Genomic DNA, 20,626 nt, shown 5'->3' with positions numbered 1-20,626 from the left:
AGGATGTCACTGCGATAAACTACTCCTTTTTACAGAATATACAGGCTCAGTTTTTGTCATAAAAAATATTTACCAGCATTTGTACAAAAAATCTATATAGCAAACTATAAATGAGTAAATTTAAAATATTGCACAACTATGTCCGCATTATAAAAACATACTTTACTTGCTTGGTCTGAATGTGTTTAGACTACAAACAAGAAGCACCTATTTTTGTGCATTTTTCTGTATTTGCTCACTTATAGTAGCAAAATCAACCTGGTAAATAAAATTCACAAATCTAACAGCATCAATGTGTACCCTGTAAAACATTAATAATAAATAATACAGAAGGGAAAAGATATTTTATGGAACAAACTTATATGAAAGAAAAACCAATTCTGCCACTTCTGCTTTCTATGGCGGCACCAATGATTTTATCCATGCTGGTAAATTCACTTTACAACATTATTGACAGTATTTTCGTTGCCAAGATCAGCGAAGATGCCATGACTGCACTTTCTCTTGTATTTCCAATTCAGAATGTTGTTAACTCCGTTGCCGTAGGTTTCGGTATCGGCATCAATGTTATGATTGCTTTCTGTCTCGGAGCAGATCAGCGAGAACAGGCAGATAAAGCTGCCTCACAGGGAATGTTTCTCTCTATTGTACATGGAATTATTTTAAGTATAACCGGCATCCTCATTATGCCTTCATTCTTAAAACTGTTTACGAACAATCAGGACACCCTCTCTTTAGGATTACGTTATTCAAATATCGTTCTTCTTTTCTCAATTATTATCCATGTGGAAATCACTTTTGAAAAATACTTTCAGGCGATGGGGATGATGGTTGTCAGCATGCTCAGTATGCTGTGTGGTTGCATCCTGAATATTATCCTTGACCCAGTTCTCATTTTTGGAATTGGACCGTTTCCACGACTTGGAATCGAAGGAGCCGCTATCGCAACCGGCATCGGCCAGTGTTCTACCTTACTTATTTACATTTTGTTTTATATATTTAAAAAGCCACCCGTAACAATACGTAAACACCTGCTTCGCCCTGAAAAAAATGTCTGCATACGCCTTTACGGTGTTGGAATTCCCGGTGCATTAAATATGGCGCTTCCTTCTCTGCTTATTTCCGCATTAAATGGAATCCTTGCATCAATTTCCGAATCTGGTGTTATCATTCTTGGAATCTATTATAAATTGCAGACTTTCTTATATTTATCCGTCAACGGAATGATTCAGGGAATGCGTCCGCTCATGGGTTACAATTACGGTGCAAAAGAATACAGACGAGTAAACAAAATCTACCGGCTTGCCCTCACAATTGCTATCGGCATCATGACAGCCGGCACCTTACTTTTTATGTTTACGCCAGAAACTTTTATGAAAATGTTTACCACTCAGGAAACAACTATCGCCGCCGGTGCATCCGCACTCCGCATTATTTCCTGCGGCTTCATCGTTTCTTCTGTCTCCGTCGTATCAAGTGGAGCTTTAGAAGCACTCGGAAAGGGAAATGAATCACTTGTTGTCTCCCTGCTTCGTTACCTCGTAATCATCGTACCATTAGCGTTCGTACTCAGCCGATTTATCGGCGCAAATGGAGTATGGCACTCTTTCTGGATAACAGAAACAGTTACGGCATTTGTGGCTTATGGCATTTATCGAAAAGCCTTGCGTAATAAGTAGAAACAGACGAACTCAGCATGAGTGATCGGCACATAATCCGACACACGCCTATAGACAGACAAACTATAAACAGAGAAACCCGAAGAGAAAAACAAGCCCACTTCTCATCTATTAGCTGGTTTCATCTGTTTTGTCCCACACAAAAAAAGAAGAAATCACTTCCCTTGCTTTCCGCTGCGATTTACGGAAAGGAATGAAAGGATTTCTTCTTTCTTGTCTTTTCGACTAAAAATAAATTTTAGAAAGGGTATTTCATTAAATTAGAGGTATTTTTTAAATGTGTAATTACTTATTGATATACGTTACTTTTTAATATAAATTACTTTACTGCGTTATTATGAGTTTTTTATATGCGTTACTATGCGATTACTATAATTGCTTGTTACTATTTTTTACTATGAGTTACTACGAGTTTTTCTTTGAATGATTCTACACTCTTATGCGTTCTGAGCCAGCTGTTCGCCCAGTTCTTCGCACTGTTTGATTGCATCATCATCTGGAGTTTCCTGGCAGATGAGGCCTTCACCGTTTAATACCGTTGCGCCTGCTGCTGTCATTCTTTCTTCCCAGTCTCTCATCCACTGGCCATCTCCCCAGCCATAGGAACCGAAAAGTGCGATGGTTTTTCCCTGTGCGAAGCCTTCTACTTCTTCCACAAATGGTTCCATCTCCATCTCTTCAAGTACTTCTGCGCCCATTGCAGGACATCCAAGTGCAAATACTTTTGCTGCTTTTAAGTCTTCCATAGATGCGCTTGAGACTTCTACTACGTCTGCTTCTTTACCGGCTTTTGCAATTCCGGCTCCGACAGCTTCCGCCATAGCTTCTGTGTTTCCTGTCTGAGACCAGTACACTACGCTAATCTTGCTCATTGCTGCTTCCTCCTGAAAAAAATTATTAGTTTGATTTACCATGATGTTTCCATCTTTGAAAAGGTCTTACAAGGAACTTTAAGCCGCGCCATCCAGCAGTAAATTACTACTGCAGCTTTCGATAACATTTCTTATTCCGATACCTTGCGATACCAGTTCAATCAACGCTTCCTTCGCCCGGTCAAATTTGTAAAACAGTTGCTTTGCTTCCGACAGGTCTCCATAAACCTTCCAGTAACCAGAATAGAGATAATTTTTCCCCTCATTCACCACAAATCCTTTGACATCTTCTGCAGGATAACCTAACAGTACACCAATTTCATGGGGAAAATCTTTCCCTTTCTGCACATAAGCTTCATATCGTATCTGAACTGCTCTGAGGATATCAGATAATACTTTACCGTTGTATCCTGCCTCCCTGAGAAGTACTCTGTTCTCAGCTTTCGTAAGCCAGACAGTTAAGCTTGCTTCCCGATACAGGAAAAATGTTGTCTTGCATTCTGACTTCGCTAATCTCATATAAGAAATATCCGTTCCATCAAGAATCGCTCCAACAAACTCTTCGTTCTTAGATGGAATAATCAAAAGATTCGCCACCTTAAGTCCGGTAATCAACGGCGCACACTGCAGGGCCATCTGTGTTCTGATATTATCTTTGTCCATCTTCTGTACAATCTCAAATACTTCCTGTCTCATGGTGCCTCCTTGTTTTAATGTTTGTTAGTTATTACTAACTTGCATTTATAATAACTAACTTTCGTCATAAAGTCAATACCCTTATTGATACACTTTTCTCTATAAGAGGGTATTTTGCATCTTTTTTTGAAAAATATTCAAAACAGACGCCCAGGAAGAGGTCACAAATATAGGATATATTTTCTGTTTCATTTTTGGCTTTGAATTATTTTTTGAAGTGTTATAAAAAATATGTATCAACCTGACTTGGGATAAGAACAGTCCATATAGAAATAAATATGCGTCTCATCCTCAAATCGTCCTCCCACTGATTTAATTTAATCAAGTCCATACACAGTCAGCACCCCGAAGAAAAAAGATACCCTATATTTATGGCCTCGGAGCAAGGTTTGGATGCGAGCCATAAGCGAACATTCAAACCGCCACGACTAAAGTCATAAATATAGGGTATCTTTTCTCTTCGGGGTGCGTCTGTCCCGCTAATAAATCAAATCATCCCTACTCTTCTGGGAGTAGGTTTTTCATACTGTTTAAACTAATAAGCAGTGTTGAAACATTATGACATAATGCTGATGTTGCCGGAGCTAATACTCCTGCAACTCCAAGTACAATCAATCCAGAGTTAATTCCCACGATGGAGCGATAATTTTTATGAATTCGTTTTAATAATGCATTACTAATCTTTTTCAATGCTACGACTTCATATAAACTTTCTGCGCTGATCGTAATGTCTGCGATTTCTTTTGCAATTTCTGCGCCATCACTTACAGCGATTCCAACGCTTGCGGCAGAAAGGGCTGGTGAATCATTGATGCCATCACCAATCATCATGACCTTTCTTCCTTTTTCTGTTTCCTTTGTGATAAAGTTTGCTTTATCTTCCGGAAGTACTTCAGAATAATATTCATCAACGCCTACACGTTTTGCGATGGCTGCGGCAGTTCTCTCACTGTCACCAGTCATCATAACAACTTTTGAAATACCTGCCTTTTTCAGAGCTTTGATTACATCGGCTGCTTCCTCACGAAGAGGGTCTTCGATACAGATTACAGCAGCAAGTGTTCCTTCTAATGCAAGATAAAGGTGGGAATACTCTTCTGGAAGAGCTTCAAATTTCGCTTCTTCTCCTGCTGGAATCTTACAATTTTCATCTTCAAATACGAAATGATAACTTCCGATTACAGCTGTTTTCCCTTCAATCGTAGTAGAAATACCGTGTGCTACAATATACTGTACTTTGGAATGCATTTCCTCATGGTCAAGTTCTTTCTTTAATGCAGCATCTACGACTGCTTTTGCCATAGAATGTGGAAAATGTTCTTCCATACAGGCTGCCATACGAAGCATTTCATCTGCATCATTGCCTCCAAATGGAACAACTTCCGCAACAGTAGGCTCTGCCTTTGTCAGTGTTCCTGTCTTGTCAAATACAATAGTATCTGCTTCTGCGACAGCTTCCATGTACTTGCCGCCTTTGACAGTAACATTATGCTGGCTTGCTTCACGAATTGCAGATAATACAGAAATTGGCATAGCAAGTTTTAATGCACAGGAGAAATCAACCATAAGAACAGCAATTGCCTTTGTGGCATTTCTTGTCGCTAAGTAAACAAGTCCTGTTCCTGCAAGTGTGTATGGCACAAGCTTATCAGCTAAATGTTCTGCCTTACCTTCAAGACCAGACTTTAACTTCTGGGAATCTTCAATCATTGTAACAATCTTGTCATAACGTCCACTTCCGCCAACCGCTTTTACCTTAACAGTGATTTCACCTTCTTCTACAACAGTTCCTGCATAAACAGAAGTCTCCTCTGACTTTCTAACCGGCATAGACTCTCCAGTAAGGGATGCCTGGTTCACCATTGCCTCTCCAGCTAATACAGTTCCATCAAATGGAATGACGTTACCCATGTGTACAACAATGCTGTCCCCCTGTTTAATCTGGGAATATGGAACAAGAACTTCTCCGTCCTCGGTCTTAAGCCATACCTTTTCTACATTAAGTGACATGATTCTGGCAAGATCACCCACAGACTTCTTATGCGTCCAATCCTCTAACAGTTCGCCAATTCCAAGAAGAAACATTACGGAACCGGCAGTATCGTAATTACCACGAAGAATAGAAACACCGATTGCAGTTGCATCAAGAACGGGTACCTCTAACTTACGCTGTGCAAGTGTCTGGAGTCCCTTCCAAATATAACCTAATGATTTTATTCCTGTATACACCGCACGAAATGGGGCTGGTAATAAAAACTTTCTTGCATAGTGTGCAGTAATCTGTCCAATCAGCTTCTCCTGAAATTCACGATTCAGCTCTCTTCCAGAATTCTCAATAAGACCATCCGGAACTTCTACCTTATCGTAAACGAACTTCTGCACTTCTTTAATAATATTCTGTCGTACGAAACCATCTTTATCTGCAGCATAACGGACAACTGCATCTGCTGTTCTCTCGTAAACCTTTGCAGATTCTACGCCTTCGATATTCTCCAGATAATATAATAAAATGTCTGCCTGTTCGCAAGACATCTGTTTCTTCTGGAATATATGGAGACGCATTCTTCCTTTTATCTCGTGTTTTATCTGAAACTTCAAAATATACACCTCTTTATTTATCTGTTAAAAAAAGAGACCGCCTCTGTCCTGCAGTCTCTTCTTTACTTTTAAAGCTACATCCATTTTAAATCAAATTCAAATTTTTGAATCTAACTTAATATCGACTTTAAATCAACATCGACAGTCAGCCTTACCACAATATGTTTTAATATAAATCAAATTATCAAAACTATTCTGCTGCTTCTGCCTCAGCTTCAACTTCTTCTGTTGTCTCTTCTTCTGCTGCTTCAGCTTCTTCTGCAAACTCCGCTGCCACTTTTGCTTCTGCACGTTCTTCATTAATCTGTTTTGCGCCTTCATAAATATCTTCAGCGTTCTCCTGAACAGTTGTAACTGTATTCATAACAGTCTCTTTTGCTCTTAAAACGGCTGCTGTACAGTTTGTATAAACTTTCTTAGCATCATCACTTGCTAAAACCTTGATACCTGCTGTTCCAAATAAAGTACCTGATGCAAATAAACCCACTTTTTTCCAGTTAATTTTAGTTAAACATTCTAACATGTCCATGACCTCCTGATAATATTAATATTCTTATGTAAAAGTACAATCACTTTTCTTTTCACACAATAATAAGCCAACCGAGGGGGAAATTACAAGTAAAAAATCCAATAATGATATTTTTTCTCAATTATCCTCGCTTAGCGTTATGTATTCTCAATAAGTATTTAATTGTTGTCATATTTTTGCTTTAGACTTCATTATCTAGCTATCCAAAATATATGATATAAAAATGTACGCTACAATCAATAATCTCTATAACTTAATACTCAGGCTAATACCTATTCAAACTTTCTATCTCTTTTTTAACCTTTCAATTATCAATGTTGAAACATAGCTTTAAACCATAATCTTATTTGCCATATCTTTTCCAATGGCAACTCTGGAATCTTTTACATTCACAATCATATTGCCATTAATCTCAGAAACAACTGTAACGGTTCCGCCAACAACAAATCCTAATGTCTCTAAGAACTTCTTCGTCTCCTGTTTTCCACCAATCTTTTTAATTGTCATTGGTTCTCCCTGACTTGCCATCGTTAATGGTAACATAATAACCTCTTTCTTTTGTATGTTTGCTAAAACTTACTTTTATTTCACGCATTCTTATTTAGTTAGCATACCCTAATATCTATTAGAAGTCAATAATTTATTTGAGAATTTTTCTCAACAATTAGTAGTTTGGATAAACAGACGAACCCGAACAGATAAATAAGCTCTATTTATCTGTTCGGGTTCTGTGCTTTAGTAAATTAGCGCTTCAATACTTTTTTCAAATTTTTTACCGCTCTCGCACTTGTTTTGCTTTTCAGATCCTGGTAGTCAAAGAATGCAAAACCGTCACAACCTTTTTTTCTAGCATACTGTACCTGCTTTTTGAGAACATTTGCATCCGATCTCCACTCCCGGCGTTCGCTTGAACTTGCACCGGTATTATGGCCTGCGCGGTATACAGCAATTCCTATGTATACTTTTACTTTTTTGCTTTTTGCAGCTTTCATCCAACGCTTTGTCACTCTGTCAAACTTCGCATACGGATGTTTGAATCCCCAGTAAATCTGTGGACAAATATAATCTACATAATCATGGGAGTTTAACCATTTATTGATATCTACATAATAAGAATATTTGCTTGTTAAATTATCAATATTTCCTGCCGGGCTAATTCCAAATGTCACATTTGGCTTTGTTGCTTTTACTGCACTGTGAATCGCTTTCACTAAAGCATTAACCTGTTGTCTTCGAAAAGCAACAATGCCATTTTTATGTTTGCCCATAGTAGAAGCTTTGTATTCTTTTGCATCAAAAGCAGAGTTTACATTGGAAGAATTAAATGTTGGGTAAAAATAATCATCCATATGAATTCCATCAACATCATAATTCTGTACAATTTCTTTTGCCCCGTTCACAATAAGTTCTCTTACCTGTGCCTTTGCTGGATTATAGTAAAGACTTCCCCGATAAGCAAGAACATTTCTGCGTGTCTTTTTGTTGTTATGCCACTTTCTTGCCAGATTTTTAGAAGATAAACGGCTATAATTGGTGGAACCTGCCGCTACACGGTAAGGATTAATCCACGCCTCGATTTTCATTCCGTTTGCATGGGCTACAGAAGTCATAATTTTTAATGGGTCAAATCCCGGATTCTTCCCCTGTTTACCTGAAATGCATTTGGACCACGGAAAATATTTGGACTTGTACATCGCATCTCCAAACGGGCGGACATGAACGATAATACAGTTCATTCCCAGACTTTTCCCCTTTTTCACTACCTTCGTAAAATACTTCTTAAATGTAGATGCATTTCTCTTTTTATACTTGGTACGATAGGCATCATAGTCATAATAAGAAAACCAGAATGCCTTATATTCATCTGATTTTGCCATTGTTCCGACCGTCTGTGCTGCCTGGCTTGCCGAATTTCCCGCAGCATTTACTGCTATGCTGCCAAAAGTATTTCCAAGTAAAAAGCAAGTCAGTAATACAACCAGAAAAAGTTTACCTTTTTTTAACATACTAAATCTTCATTCCTTTCCTCTGTGTATAACTCTGTAATATATCGTATATTTCTACCTCACAAGAAAACAACAGTCTCTTTTTAAAAGCGAGCTTTTCAGAAATAACTTTTTCTTGCTTACTGTAAAGCAATATATACATTTTAAAATAGAATTGTTCAAAGCTATACAAATTTCAATTGCTACAAGATTATTACCAAATCAAAAATAGTTATAGCACATATTTTTGTCAGAATAAAGACTATTTCTACTCTTTCTCCCTGATTTTCTTAAACAACTGCACCCTGTTTCGAATACCAAGTTTTCGATAAATATTTAAAATATGCTTTTTTAACGTATTGATACTAATAGATAAGTAATCACAGATAAAGCTATTATCTTTTCCTTCCATTAACAGGTGCAGAATGTTATGTTCCTGTCTTGTAAGGCCAAATTTCTCTGTCGCTGCTGATACGGTAAGTTTTTCACCAAACTGTATACGGTTCTGTCTCTGCTGCCACAGACGATATGCCATATGCTCCTTTAACGTATCCACAAGAAATACTTCATCATGGTTAAAATCATCTTTTCCAATATTTCTATATAAGGTAACTACACCAAGAAACTGCTTATCCTTTGCTATAATCATCTGTAAGGAATAATGCCATCTGTTCGGCTTATATACTTTGTCATAATACTCCGTTTTTGTCCGCACCTCATCTGCCATAATATCCGTCTCTCTGTATACGATACTTTTTCCGCTATATAAAATTCCGCGCCCATAATCAATGGTATCATATACATCCGATAAATCCTCGTCACAATGATACATAACCGGTGCTGTAAGCTTATGCTCGCCGTCCGCTGCTGCCAGATAAAAATCCGCACTGTCAAAATCTACAAGCATTTTCATCTGCTCCAAAAACTTTTTTCTCATTCCATCAAAATCGGCTGTTGTATAAATCTCATAAATAATTGAATTCAAAATAAGCCAGTCATTTGTCTGTAAAGTATTCACACATATCACCTCTCTATGTATTACACTCATTAAAGCATATCAAGTATCTACTCCCAAAGAAGTATAAAAGAAAAAGAAGGTATACTTATTCTTACATAAATATACCTTCTTTGGCCACCCCTGTAAATATTTATTACTTCTTTATACTACTTTATTATATCCAAAATAAGAAGAAAATCAAGAGTAACTCGCACTTTATCCTCTTTTTACGACCTTTCTCGGAAGCCACAACAATTTGTTTCCAAGACGATATGCTTTAGACTGCTTAATATTGTCTATTTCTTTTTGTAGCTTTTTTTTCTCGCCCTCAAGTTTTTTCTTTTCTTCCTGCAGTTTCTTTTTGTCGCTCTGCAGAGTCTTTTTATCCTCTTTCAGTGCTTGCACATTTTCTCTTAACACTGCATTCTTCTCTCTTAAGATCTTACGGCGCACATTATTATTCTCGTTATTAACACGTCTTGTAATACTCTTTTGTACGAGGAAATCTGCCGGTTCTGTCTCATACATCTTCTGCATATCTTTATACATCCACACTGCATAAATATTCTCTTCTGTACATTCATCTAGTCCGAACTCATGAAAACCTTCTTCCACAAGCTTACGGTAAAGTTTCTCATAGGATTCAAAAGTTGTCTGAATATTCAATGCATGATAAAATCCGCTCAAGGCACGATTCAAAAAACTGAACCGGACAAGATTAAAGTCTGGATACTTCTCTATATGTTCTTTGGCATACAGCCATGAATCATAAGCACAAAATACGGTATCAGAAGCCTTGCCTGATAAACTCTCATCATTATTTACCCTGTAAGCAATGAGCACATCTTTCACATATGTGATTCTCTCCGCAAGAAATAATGCCATAATCGTAAAATACGTGTCATTCGCCTGTTTGATTGCCTGATATTGCAGCTTATTTTTTGTTATAAATTCTTTGAGATACAACTTATTCCACGGTACATTATTTGTTAAGTTAAAAATGTAATCTGGAACATCAAACTTATTAAACGTCTGCTTTCCCGGAAGAAGATCTTCTTTTAAATATGCATCAGAAGGGATATATTTTTCTTTCGCATTATCATACTTGCGAGCCTCACAGATACATATATCGGAGTTTTCCTGTTCCGCCTGTGCATACATAACCTCTAATGCATTATGCTCAAATAAATCATCTGCATCCCAGAAAATCACATACTTTCCATGTGCCTGTTTTAAACCATTATTTCTAGCAACCCCCGCGTACTGATTCTTCTGTCTGATCAGCTGAATTCTGGAATCTTTCTCCATCCATTCTTCAATAATCTTACAGGAATTATCTGTAGAACCATCATCCACACAAATAATCTCTATCTCTCGCAAAGTCTGACCTGTAATATCAGAAAGTGTGTTATCTAAAAATTCATCTACATTATAAACAGGGACTACGACTGATACTTTAATTGCTTCCATTGTTTCCTCCCTCTTTTCTTAATATCCATTTGATATTCATTTTAACATCTGCTCTGAAGCATGTTTAGAAAATGCTCTAATATTCATACAAACAAATATGACACTGCCAATGGTATCGACAGTGTCATACTTACATTGCTATTAAGATTATAAACCATAAGAAACTATACAACAAGAATAATTAAGAGAATTTAAGAATTTGTTTTCATTCTTTCTTAATTCAGCATTTCTATGTTATAAAGGGCGATTTTCCCCTTCTGTTTCAGATTCTTTTTCCTCACGCACTGTCAAATATATCAAAAGAGGAGTACACGCCATAAGAGGCAGAGCATATCTCAATAGTCCATTAACCGGGGAAGCAATACATATCAATATATTGATGGCTGGCCCAATTAATAATAATATATCCCTTGTTCTCTTTCTATAGATTAAATATCCTGCTAACAACAGTAAGATCCAAGTATAAAAACCAGGGTCAACAAGCTGAGAAAATCCCGGAACCTTCTTCCATATTTGAGCATATTCTGCAAGTACTGTTCTTATTTTTACCGGCGTAATGTAATGGATATCAAAATATCCTGTTGCCACAGGCGCTCCTTTAATATAAAACTGATAATCTCCTAAAACCTTTTCATTATAAAAAGGATAATAATAACTAAATGTATTATTTAATGTAGCTTCTATATATACCATTGGATGTTTTAAAAACATTTCAAACCACACTTTAAAATATTCATCTAATTTATCTTCAGAACCTTCTCTAAAAGTATTTTTTACAAAATCTGATATTTCTGGATTATAATTTTCTTTAATCCCATCATAAGATAAAATATCATTTATAGCTTTTTTCTCTTTCAAAGTAACTTCTTCTGGATATTCTTTTATATATCGAGCTGTCTGTTGAAATGGAATAGAAAGTACTTCTTTTACTGAGCCTTTTTCTACTCCTAGCTGCGGTGCCACATAACCTTCCAGTCCCTGATAGCATACCATAAGACATATCAGGAGGATAACATATCTGCTTCTTTCCTTCTGTACATATAATGTCAAACAAACCATTGACGGAATAACAATATAAACACCATTATTCCTGCTTAGGCACACCATCATTCCCACCAAGAACAAAATTACCATCTTTTTTATTTCAATGTTTTTTCCATGCTGTATACAAATATCAATATAAATAATAAAGAACAGCGCCAGCAATGCCGTGAAAATATTATCTTTAATTACAGCCTGTGCATAGCCGCCAAATGCCGGAACGACCGAAAAAAACACCAATGTTCCTATATACACTTTTTTCGATGCACCCCATTTTTTTAAACTATTACATACAGATGCATAACATAATATCTCTATAACCGTAAATATGGCTACTATCATAAATATGCCAAAGTTATCACTGATGTATCTTCCAATTCTCATAACAACTCCATAGATAAAAGTAATTACCCACGGATGATGGTTTGTCAAAGGATTAATTCCAAATGCCATATTTAACTGCCAATAACCATCATGCGGTACTGATCCTGGCAAATAACATAAGATATAAGGACTCCAGCATAGTAGCATACATAAAAAAGAAAAGGCAAAGTAATGTTCCTCTATCCATTTAATTTTTATTGACTTTTCCTTCTCCTCGCTCTTCTCATTTATATATACATATAAAAGTGTAATTGCCACATCAAATAATATATAAAATCCAAAAAAGACTATTACAGCAATACAAAATTGTTTTATATCTCCAAAAATAAATTTTATGTTTCCCGTCTGAGAAAAACTTTTTCCTATAAGCATACAGCAAGAAAAACACACTGCTAATATATGTGTTATCCATTTCCGTCCTGATATATATATGCTCCAGCTCTTTCTATATAAAATCATTAGTAAAATAACGATGACAAATGCCTGCTCTTTTTCACCGCTAAGTTCTGCAGCAAGTTTTGCCCAGCCGCCAATTATAACTGAAAACCGTCCTGAAATACACAAAGCTACCGCCGATAAAATCGCATACACTCCTGGTTTAATTTTGTCTCTCATACTACACTCCTGCATCATTCTTTATATACCTCTTTATTTTCCGTCTATTTTATTTCCAATCAGAAATACGAACTTTTTAAATAAAATAAATCGTTATTTCAATTTTTATATTTTTATGCTAATATTATACAATACTTTATATTATATAAGGTTTACTATACTATCTATTAATTTTATACGAGGTAATAACATGAAACGAAATCCATCTATTGAACTTTGCAGACTTCTAGCCTGCCTGATTGTAATCGGAGTACACACCAGTCTATCCGCTGCTGTAAACGAGCATAGTTGGGATACTTTCCGTCTTTTTCTAAATTGTCTGTTAGCTGATGGCGTAGCTATCTTTTTTATGATCACTGGTGCCTTCCTCTTCAATAATGACTATTGCAGATTATTAAAGAAAACCCTAAAACATATCATCATTCCGTTAATTATATTTAGCATTATTGGTTTCTATTGTTTTGACTGGCTATTTGATAAACAACCTCTTTCATTACATATTGCTGCCTCTAAATACATTGATACCTTTCGAACTCTTCTTTCCTGGCAAAATCCAATTAGCCACAGCGTTCACTTATGGTATCTTTATGTTTATATTTTAGTAATCCTTATCTATCCTTTGCTTAAGGCATTTGTAGATTATCTGGATGCTGATACAAATCGAACAAAGATTTTTTTAATAGGAACATTTATATTTTTAATCATGAATGATATTTCTTCGAATAGTCTCGGAACATTTTCCCATCATTCAATAAATGCTCTAGTTCCCGCTTCTATTGAAATAATCTGGGGACATATTCTTTATAAATATCAGAAGATTTTTACCCGTAAACTTGCTATACCAGTTTCCATATTTTTGTTTTTCTCTCTGAATTACCTTAGGAGCCTCATTCAGCTTCACAGATATTCATTAGAAACACCAAATAACTATATTCTATTTTGGTATAGTTCTATTGGTATTATCTGTGCTTCTGCAATATTTATTTTTTGTTGCTCTGTCATCAAAGCACCTGGGTCTTCAAACATAATTCAAAAATTCATATGCTGGCTGGCCTCTTATACTTTCCCAGTATATTTAATCCATATCCCTATAAGAGATTTACTTGCAACATACAATGTACCTACTATGTTAAATCATTTTATGTTCTCCCATTTTTCCGAGTTCATTGCCGACATTTTATATAATAGTTCTATTGTCCTTATCATTTTTGTTATCTGTCTGATAATTTCTATTTTGTTTAGAAACATAAAAAAACTTCTAAACAAAGTTATCCATTGTTTCGCTTAGTGAAACAGTGGATAACTTTTATTTATTATACTTTTCCAAAACAAATCTTCCCAGAAAATGCTTCTCCAGCTGTTTCTTTTCCTGTTCTAACTGCTCTAAACGCTTTGATTTTTTTTCTAATTCTGCTTTTGTATCTTTTAAATGCTTTCGCAGTTTTTTAAGCTTTTCTCCGCGTTCTGTTTTTTCTTCATATGCCTTTTTCAGTTTGGCATTAATCTCTGATTTCTCAGCGTATGTTCTTTGTAGTTTTTCATTAATCTCTGATTTCTCAGCATATGTCTTTTTCAATTTCTCAGATACTTTTTTTCTGTCTACTTCCTCAATATTCATAAAGAAAGCCATTCCTATAAGTAAATATAAGGGACTATTTTTTTCTCCAAAAAGTTCATCTCTTTCACTTTCCGGCACTTTTAAATAATCTTTAAAAATATTGATATAGGTTCCTCTTATTCTTTTATAAATTGCCTCCTGCAATGCAGAATTCTGTTTTTCATCTTCTAATATCTGCATTAAACCTCTAACGACCTCCAAATAGGATTCAAAACGAATTTTTCTTTTTCCACCGGTCATTATCGAATTGCCTCTAACTCGTCTTAAGTATAAATTATCTCTGACACATCTTGCTCTGGCTGCTTTAATCATAGTTCTTACAGTATATAGATTATCCTCAAAATACCTTTCTTCCCCAAATTTGATATTATTATCTATCAGAAATTGCCGACGCACAAATTGTAAACAAACTGACATTTTAATATCGCCTTTATTCTCCATCTCAATGTACAGATTTTTACCATCATAAACACCATCATACTCTTTATGTCTATGATATAATGTAAGAAATTGAGGAAATGCTTCCTCAATTTCTTTTGATTCGTAAAAACTTTCTGCCTCAAAATACAGAATATCCAGACTATCTGCTTCTGCATATTGATACAATGTCTCCAGACAGTTTTCTTTAATCAAATCATCACCATCCAAATAGTAGATATACTTGCCCCGAGCACGCTGAACACCCTTATTTCTCTGGTACGCAACTCCGTGGTTTTCTCCCGTAAACACTTGAATATATGGATATAAACTCTGATATTTATTTAATATTTCTAAAGTTCCATCTGTTGAACCATCATTTAAACAAATAATCTCGTAATTCTTAAAACTCTGATTTAACACAGATTTTAATGTTTCTTCCACATATTGTCCTACATTATAACAAGGTATTATCACTGAAATTCCATACTCTTTTTTATCGGTACTCATCGCTGTCTCCTTTCTGTCTATCTACTCACAACGTCTATTCTTCATAATAAGCATTAAACTCATTTGATTTTATCTTAAGATATTTGGCATACTCTTTCTTATCATAAAATCTTTCTGCTGGAAGAGAATCAATTCCAAATTCAGCAAACCATTCATTCTTTAATTTATTAAATAAAACTTCTTTTTTCGCTCCCGTTATCGTATCTAAATGCCATAAACTAAAATGTAACGCATAGTTGATATAATCCTGCTCGAACTCCCAGAAGTTTCCATGCGCTGTCAACGCATCCTTTAATGCGTTCAATGCAGTGTGGAAGCAATCCCATGACTTTTCTCTGGTATTAGAGAGAGAATTCGGATTATTCCTCCGTTGATGTGCCAGAACAAGATCTACAATCTCCATTCTCTGTGCAAATGCAAGCGCTGAAAATACAAATAACATATCATTTGATGTTCGAATCTGCTGAAACTTCAGATGATTCTCCTCAACAAACTTGCGCTCAAACAGCTTATCCCAAGCCCATCCGACAAATACTTTGAATATATTTCCGGTAAAAGAACGGCAATTCATCGGACGATATGGCGGAATCTGCTTTTCTCTTAAGGTCCACTTAACCTGAACAAATTCGTTCAGATCTTCTCTGTACTGATCTGAACGAAATACTACAACCTGTGCATTAGAGCTTTTGCCCTTTTCATAGGCTTTTTCTAACATATCCGGCTCAAAAAAATCATCGGAATCAAGAAAAGATAAATATTCTCCGGTAGCGATTGCCAAACCATTATTTCTGGCAGCTCCCGCTCCTGCATTTTTCTGTTCAATTACTTTAACACGTTTATCTTTTGCTTCATATTCCTTTAAAATTTCTAAAGAATCATCTGTTGAACCATCATCTACGCAAATAATCTCTATGTCCTTTAACGTCTGTCCTACAATGCTGTCCATGCACTGACGAAGATATTCAGACACATTATAAACTGGTAATATAACAGATACCTTTACGCTCATAATTTCTCCTTTATTTATTGCCTTTAAAAAGCGCCTTAATCTTTCTTGGAATTGTTAACATAAACCATCCAAGTCTGTAGGATCTGGAACCTTTAATAATCTTAATATCGTTTTGAAGTTTTGCGTTCTGTTTTTCTAACTTTTCTACTTTCTTAGTGAGTCTTCTTACCTTTACCGGAGTAGCCACCTTTTTCATATAGAAGCCATTCGGATCCTTGGTAATAAACTGAATATTAGACCAGCTAATCTTTGTAAATACGGATTCGTCTAACTCTCCTAATTCAAGTCCCCGCTTAAACTCATCACTGAAACGATGAACATATTCTCTCTTATATTCTTCACCAATACGCTTGATCGTTCCCATATAATTGTTATACTTCTTTAACCAGTACATTGAACGGAAACGCTCCCATACCTCTTTATCTCTCACCAGCAACTCTCTGATATGATCATACTCAACATTCATGCAGTATACCTTTTCTTTGTTATGAACGGAAGAATTCGGATTATCTCTTCGATTCATATAGTATGGCTTATCAATGATCATTCCACGCTTTGCATAGGCAAATGTCTGGAACCAGAATCCATTATCCTGGAAAGATGCACCAGGAGTTTCGTTATGACGAATATGGAATTCCTCAATAAAGCTTCTCTTATAAATTCCGCTCCAGGTATTCATAATATAACGGATTGCTTTCGGTGTTTCACTTGGATTGAACACGATATTATAATCTTCCTTATTTGGTGATAAATGATTATAAACTAATTCCATATCCTCTGTTTCACTGTCTCGTTTAAAACGATAGAAATCTGCCTTAATAAAGTCTAAATCATTCTCAACAGCTTTTTCATATAAATCACTATACATATTTAACGGGATAAAATCATCTGGTTCTACAATTCCGATATATTCTCCAGTCGCTTTATCTAAACCGATATTCATTCCGATTCCATAACCACCATTCTCTTTATCAACAAGAACGATTCTGTCATCCTTTTGCGCATAACTCTTTAAGATCTCTAAAGAGCCATCGGTTGAACCATCGTTAATACAGATAATTTCAATATCTTTTAATGTCTGGTTTACAACACTCTCCATACATTCTACAAGATACATCTCCACGTTATAAGTAGGTATAATAATAGATACTTTTGCCATTTCCTCACTCCTAATTAATTATTCTTTTCTTTCTCTACTGCTTTTAATGCCGCTGCAATTACCTTGTCCATATCATAATAACGATATTCGCCAAGACGTCCGCCAAAAATAACATTCTCTTCTTTATCTGCTAATTCACGATACTTACCGGCAACTTCTTCGTTCTTCTCATTATTCACCGGATAGTATGGTTCCTCACCAAGCTTCCATTCACTCGGATACTCTCTTGAAATAACTGTTTTGGGCTGTGTACCATACTCAAAATGCTTATGCTCGATAATACGGGTATAAGGAACTTCTCTCTCTGTATAGTTTACTACAGCGTTACCCTGATAGTTATCCATATCTAATGTCTCTGTTTCAAAGCGAACGCTTCTGTATTCTAATACACCATATTTATAATCAAAATATTTATCAAGCATTCCGGTATACACTGTCTTCTCTGCGATACCCGCATTCTCTTTTCTAAACTCATAATAATCTGTATTCAGCAATACGTCAGAACCTTCTAACATCTTCTCAACAATTGCAGTATATCCACCCATAGGAATTCCCTGGAAACGGTCATTAAAGTAGTTATTATCATAAATAAAACGAAGCGGAAGTCTCTTAATAATAAATGCAGGAAGATCCTTACAGTCACGTCCCCACTGTTTCTCTGTATAACCCTTTACTAACTTCTCATATACAGAACGGCCAGCTAAAGAAAGAGCCTGTTCTTCTAAGTTCTTTGGTTCTGTGATTCCTAATTCTTCAATTTCTTCCTGAATTTTTGCTTTTGCTTCTGCCGGTGTCTTAATACCAAACATCTTGCTAAATGTATTCATATTAAATGGTAAGTTATAAAGTTCATCTTTATATCTTGCTACCGGAGAGTTAATGTAATTATTAAACTCTGCAAACTGATTAATGTATTCCCAAACTACTTTATCAGATGTATGGAAAATATGAGCACCATACTTATGCACATTAATTCCCTCTACATTCTCACAGTAAATATTACCTGCTATGTGATCTCTTTTATCAATTACAAGACATTTTTTTCCTTCTTTTGTCATTTCATGAGCGAAAACAGCACCAAAAAGTCCTGCTCCTACAATCAAATAATCATATTTTTTCATGATTTCTCCTTTTACATTTTTCTCCAAAAAATATTGTTCTGTAATATATCCGTAATATTTTAACATGATATAACATTTTTTTCAATTGACAAACCTCTTAAATAATCTTATGATGTACATTCTTTTCTTGACTTTTTAACACACTCTGTTTACAATTTTACTAAATAATGTTCAATAAAGGAGTGTATTATTAATGAGTTCTTATAAAATAGCGATTGCCGGAACCGGTTATGTCGGTCTTTCCAATGCAATCCTTCTTTCTCAGCATAACGAAGTTTATGCCGTTGATATTATCGAAGAAAAAGTAAATCTGATCAATTCCGGCAAGTCTCCTATCGTAGATAAAGAGATTCAGGAATACCTCGCTACAAAGGATTTAAATCTTACAGCTACTACTGATGCAAAAAAAGCTTATGAAAATGCAGATTTTGTTATCATCAGTACTCCTACAAACTATGATCCTAAGATGAATTACTTTGACACTTCAAGCGTAGAAGCTGTTATCAAGTTAGTTCTTGAATACAATCCAAACGCGACTATGATTATCAAATCCACTGTTCCTGTTGGATATACTCTTTCCGTAAGAGAGAAGTTTAACACAGAGAATATCATCTTCTCCCCAGAATTTTTACGTGAGGGACGTGCTCTTTACGACAATCTCTATCCTTCCAGAATTATTGTTGGTGCACCGTTAGATGATGAACGTCTTGTACAGGCAGCACATACTTTTGCCGGTCTTTTAAAAGAGGGAGCTATCAAAGAAGATATTCCTGTTTTATTTACAAACCCTACAGAGGCAGAGGCCGTTAAATTATTTGCCAATACTTATCTCGCACTCCGCGTAAGTTTCTTTAACGAACTTGACAGCTATGCAGAAGTACATGGCTTAAATACAAAACAGATTATTGATGGTGTTGGTTTAGACCCACGTATCGGTACACATTACAATAACCCATCTTTTGGTTATGGCGGATACTGCCTTCCAAAAGATACAAAACAGCTTCTTGCCAACTACAAAGATGTTCCTGAAAACTTAATTGAAGCGATTGTAAAATCTAACTCCACAAGAAAAGATTTTATCGCTGACAGAATCTTAGAAAAAGCCGGATATTATCACGGTACTGCCGGACGTGACGGCACTCCTGGTAATCAGGTTACCATCGGTGTATACCGCCTTACTATGAAGTCCAACTCCGATAACTTCCGCCAGTCTTCTATTCAGGGTGTCATGAAGCGCCTGAAAGCTAAAGGTGCAGAAGTTATCATTTATGAACCAACTTTGGCTGATGATACTTTCTTTGGAAGCAAAGTTGAAAAAGATTTTGACGCTTTCAAGGCAAACTGTAATGTTATTATTGCAAATCGTTTTTCCGATGAACTCGCTGATGTAGAGGACAAAGTTTATACAAGAGACCTCTTCCGAAGAGATTAAATCCTGATTTGTGAGGCTACGAAGCAGACGAACTCCAGAAGCCAAAATAAAGCATATTTGTGACTTTAGTCGCGGCAGTTTGAATGTTCGCTTAAAGCGCTCACATCCAAACCTTGCTCCGAGGCCACAAATATGCTTTATTTAGCTTCTGGAGTTCTGTGTGTTGGCAACTCAGAAAATCAGTTGGAGGGATTTGGAGAAGAAGGTTGAAGGTATAGAAATATCCAGAAAATTAAATTCTATAGGATTGATACATAAACTATTATCATAGTAATACAATAATTTATGGGTAGGTTACTACTTTCTTATGAACTGGAAATTTAAAACTGTTTATAGCTTTATCTCTTAAAAAGTGAGATGTTTTCATTGAAAACGCGAAAAAAAACTACAAAAAAACTGTAAAAAACAAATAAATTTTTAAATCAATTCCAGTAATGGTTTAAACGTCAGTTCTTTAGAATTTTAACTCCTCGGAATGCCATAACCATCTGACG

16 protein-coding genes are annotated in these 20,626 nt (G+C 35.7%); 3 read left to right on the top strand and 13 right to left on the bottom strand.

Annotated features, from left to right (window positions below; all coding sequences use genetic code 11):
- Nucleotides 1-347: 347 nt before the first annotated feature.
- Nucleotides 348-1,679 (top strand): MATE family efflux transporter, encoded by a 1,332-nt coding sequence (locus tag EUBHAL_RS13435; RefSeq protein WP_005351107.1) that lies wholly within the window; start codon nt 348-350, stop codon nt 1,677-1,679.
- A 437-nt stretch (nt 1,680-2,116) separates the two neighbouring features.
- On the opposite strand, the gene EUBHAL_RS13430 is transcribed toward EUBHAL_RS13435, so the two are convergent.
- From EUBHAL_RS13430 to EUBHAL_RS13390, 9 genes are all read right to left on the bottom strand, one after another.
- A complete protein-coding gene (locus EUBHAL_RS13430) occupies nt 2,117-2,551 on the bottom strand; it encodes a flavodoxin (protein ID WP_022169352.1) in 435 nt (144 codons plus the stop codon).
- Between the two features lie 78 nt (nt 2,552-2,629).
- Nucleotides 2,630-3,247: a DUF3793 family protein gene (locus EUBHAL_RS13425; protein WP_005351102.1), complete on the bottom strand. Its 618-nt coding sequence runs from the start codon at nt 3,245-3,247 to the stop codon at nt 2,630-2,632.
- Nucleotides 3,248-3,745: 498 nt separating this feature from the next.
- Nucleotides 3,746-5,845, bottom strand: a complete 2,100-nt coding sequence (locus EUBHAL_RS13420; protein ID WP_044923624.1) for a heavy metal translocating P-type ATPase — start codon at nt 5,843-5,845, stop codon at nt 3,746-3,748.
- A 190-nt stretch (nt 5,846-6,035) separates the two neighbouring features.
- Complete coding sequence (locus tag EUBHAL_RS13415) at nt 6,036-6,368, bottom strand: DUF6110 family protein (RefSeq protein ID WP_022169955.1); 333 nt, start codon at nt 6,366-6,368, stop codon at nt 6,036-6,038.
- Between the two features lie 336 nt (nt 6,369-6,704).
- Nucleotides 6,705-6,917 carry a FeoA family protein gene (locus tag EUBHAL_RS13410; RefSeq protein ID WP_022169954.1) on the bottom strand — a complete coding sequence of 71 codons (213 nt, stop codon included), beginning with the start codon at nt 6,915-6,917 and terminating at the stop codon, nt 6,705-6,707.
- A 200-nt stretch (nt 6,918-7,117) separates the two neighbouring features.
- The gene (locus EUBHAL_RS13405; protein ID WP_005351095.1) at nt 7,118-8,380 is read right to left on the bottom strand and encodes a glycoside hydrolase family 10-like protein; all 1,263 of its coding nucleotides are present in this window, start codon (nt 8,378-8,380) and stop codon (nt 7,118-7,120) included.
- 247 nt (nt 8,381-8,627) lie between these two features.
- Nucleotides 8,628-9,407 (bottom strand): helix-turn-helix domain-containing protein, encoded by a 780-nt coding sequence (locus tag EUBHAL_RS13400; RefSeq protein ID WP_005351093.1) that lies wholly within the window; start codon nt 9,405-9,407, stop codon nt 8,628-8,630.
- Nucleotides 9,408-9,572: 165 nt separating this feature from the next.
- On the bottom strand, nt 9,573-10,826 hold the full coding sequence (locus EUBHAL_RS13395) for a glycosyltransferase (RefSeq protein WP_005351092.1): 1,254 nt from the start codon (nt 10,824-10,826) through the stop codon (nt 9,573-9,575).
- Nucleotides 10,827-11,060: 234 nt separating this feature from the next.
- Nucleotides 11,061-12,866, bottom strand: coding sequence for a DUF6020 family protein (locus EUBHAL_RS13390; RefSeq protein ID WP_167534410.1), 1,806 nt, complete (start codon nt 12,864-12,866; stop codon nt 11,061-11,063).
- 190 nt (nt 12,867-13,056) lie between these two features.
- On the opposite strand from EUBHAL_RS13390, the gene EUBHAL_RS13385 reads away from it, so the two are divergent.
- The gene (locus EUBHAL_RS13385) at nt 13,057-14,154 is read left to right on the top strand and encodes an acyltransferase (protein ID WP_005351088.1); all 1,098 of its coding nucleotides are present in this window, start codon (nt 13,057-13,059) and stop codon (nt 14,152-14,154) included.
- Nucleotides 14,155-14,172: 18 nt separating this feature from the next.
- Here the strand turns inward: EUBHAL_RS13385 and EUBHAL_RS15005 are convergent, their stop codons facing one another.
- The 4 genes from EUBHAL_RS15005 to glf are packed head-to-tail and all read right to left on the bottom strand — an operon-like array spanning nt 14,173 to nt 18,700.
- Nucleotides 14,173-15,411 (bottom strand): glycosyltransferase, encoded by a 1,239-nt coding sequence (locus EUBHAL_RS15005; protein ID WP_005351086.1) that lies wholly within the window; start codon nt 15,409-15,411, stop codon nt 14,173-14,175.
- A gap of 34 nt (nt 15,412-15,445) precedes the next feature.
- Nucleotides 15,446-16,420 carry a glycosyltransferase family 2 protein gene (locus EUBHAL_RS13375; protein WP_044923621.1) on the bottom strand — a complete coding sequence of 325 codons (975 nt, stop codon included), beginning with the start codon at nt 16,418-16,420 and terminating at the stop codon, nt 15,446-15,448.
- A 10-nt stretch (nt 16,421-16,430) separates the two neighbouring features.
- Nucleotides 16,431-17,579: a glycosyltransferase family 2 protein gene (locus EUBHAL_RS13370; RefSeq protein WP_005351082.1), complete on the bottom strand. Its 1,149-nt coding sequence runs from the start codon at nt 17,577-17,579 to the stop codon at nt 16,431-16,433.
- Between the two features lie 14 nt (nt 17,580-17,593).
- Nucleotides 17,594-18,700 (bottom strand): UDP-galactopyranose mutase, encoded by a 1,107-nt coding sequence (gene glf / locus EUBHAL_RS13365; RefSeq protein WP_044923628.1) that lies wholly within the window; start codon nt 18,698-18,700, stop codon nt 17,594-17,596.
- A gap of 193 nt (nt 18,701-18,893) precedes the next feature.
- Here glf and EUBHAL_RS13360 point away from each other — a divergent pair, with 193 nt between their 5' ends.
- Nucleotides 18,894-20,132 carry a nucleotide sugar dehydrogenase gene (locus EUBHAL_RS13360; protein WP_005351078.1) on the top strand — a complete coding sequence of 413 codons (1,239 nt, stop codon included), beginning with the start codon at nt 18,894-18,896 and terminating at the stop codon, nt 20,130-20,132.
- Nucleotides 20,133-20,626: the final 494 nt, after the last annotated feature.

The organism is Anaerobutyricum hallii DSM 3353 (assembly GCF_000173975.1).
GTDB classification, from domain to species: domain Bacteria; phylum Bacillota; class Clostridia; order Lachnospirales; family Lachnospiraceae; genus Anaerobutyricum; species Anaerobutyricum hallii.
Note: the sequence above shows the minus strand (reverse complement) of the source record. Positions and strands in the feature narration are given on the sequence as shown.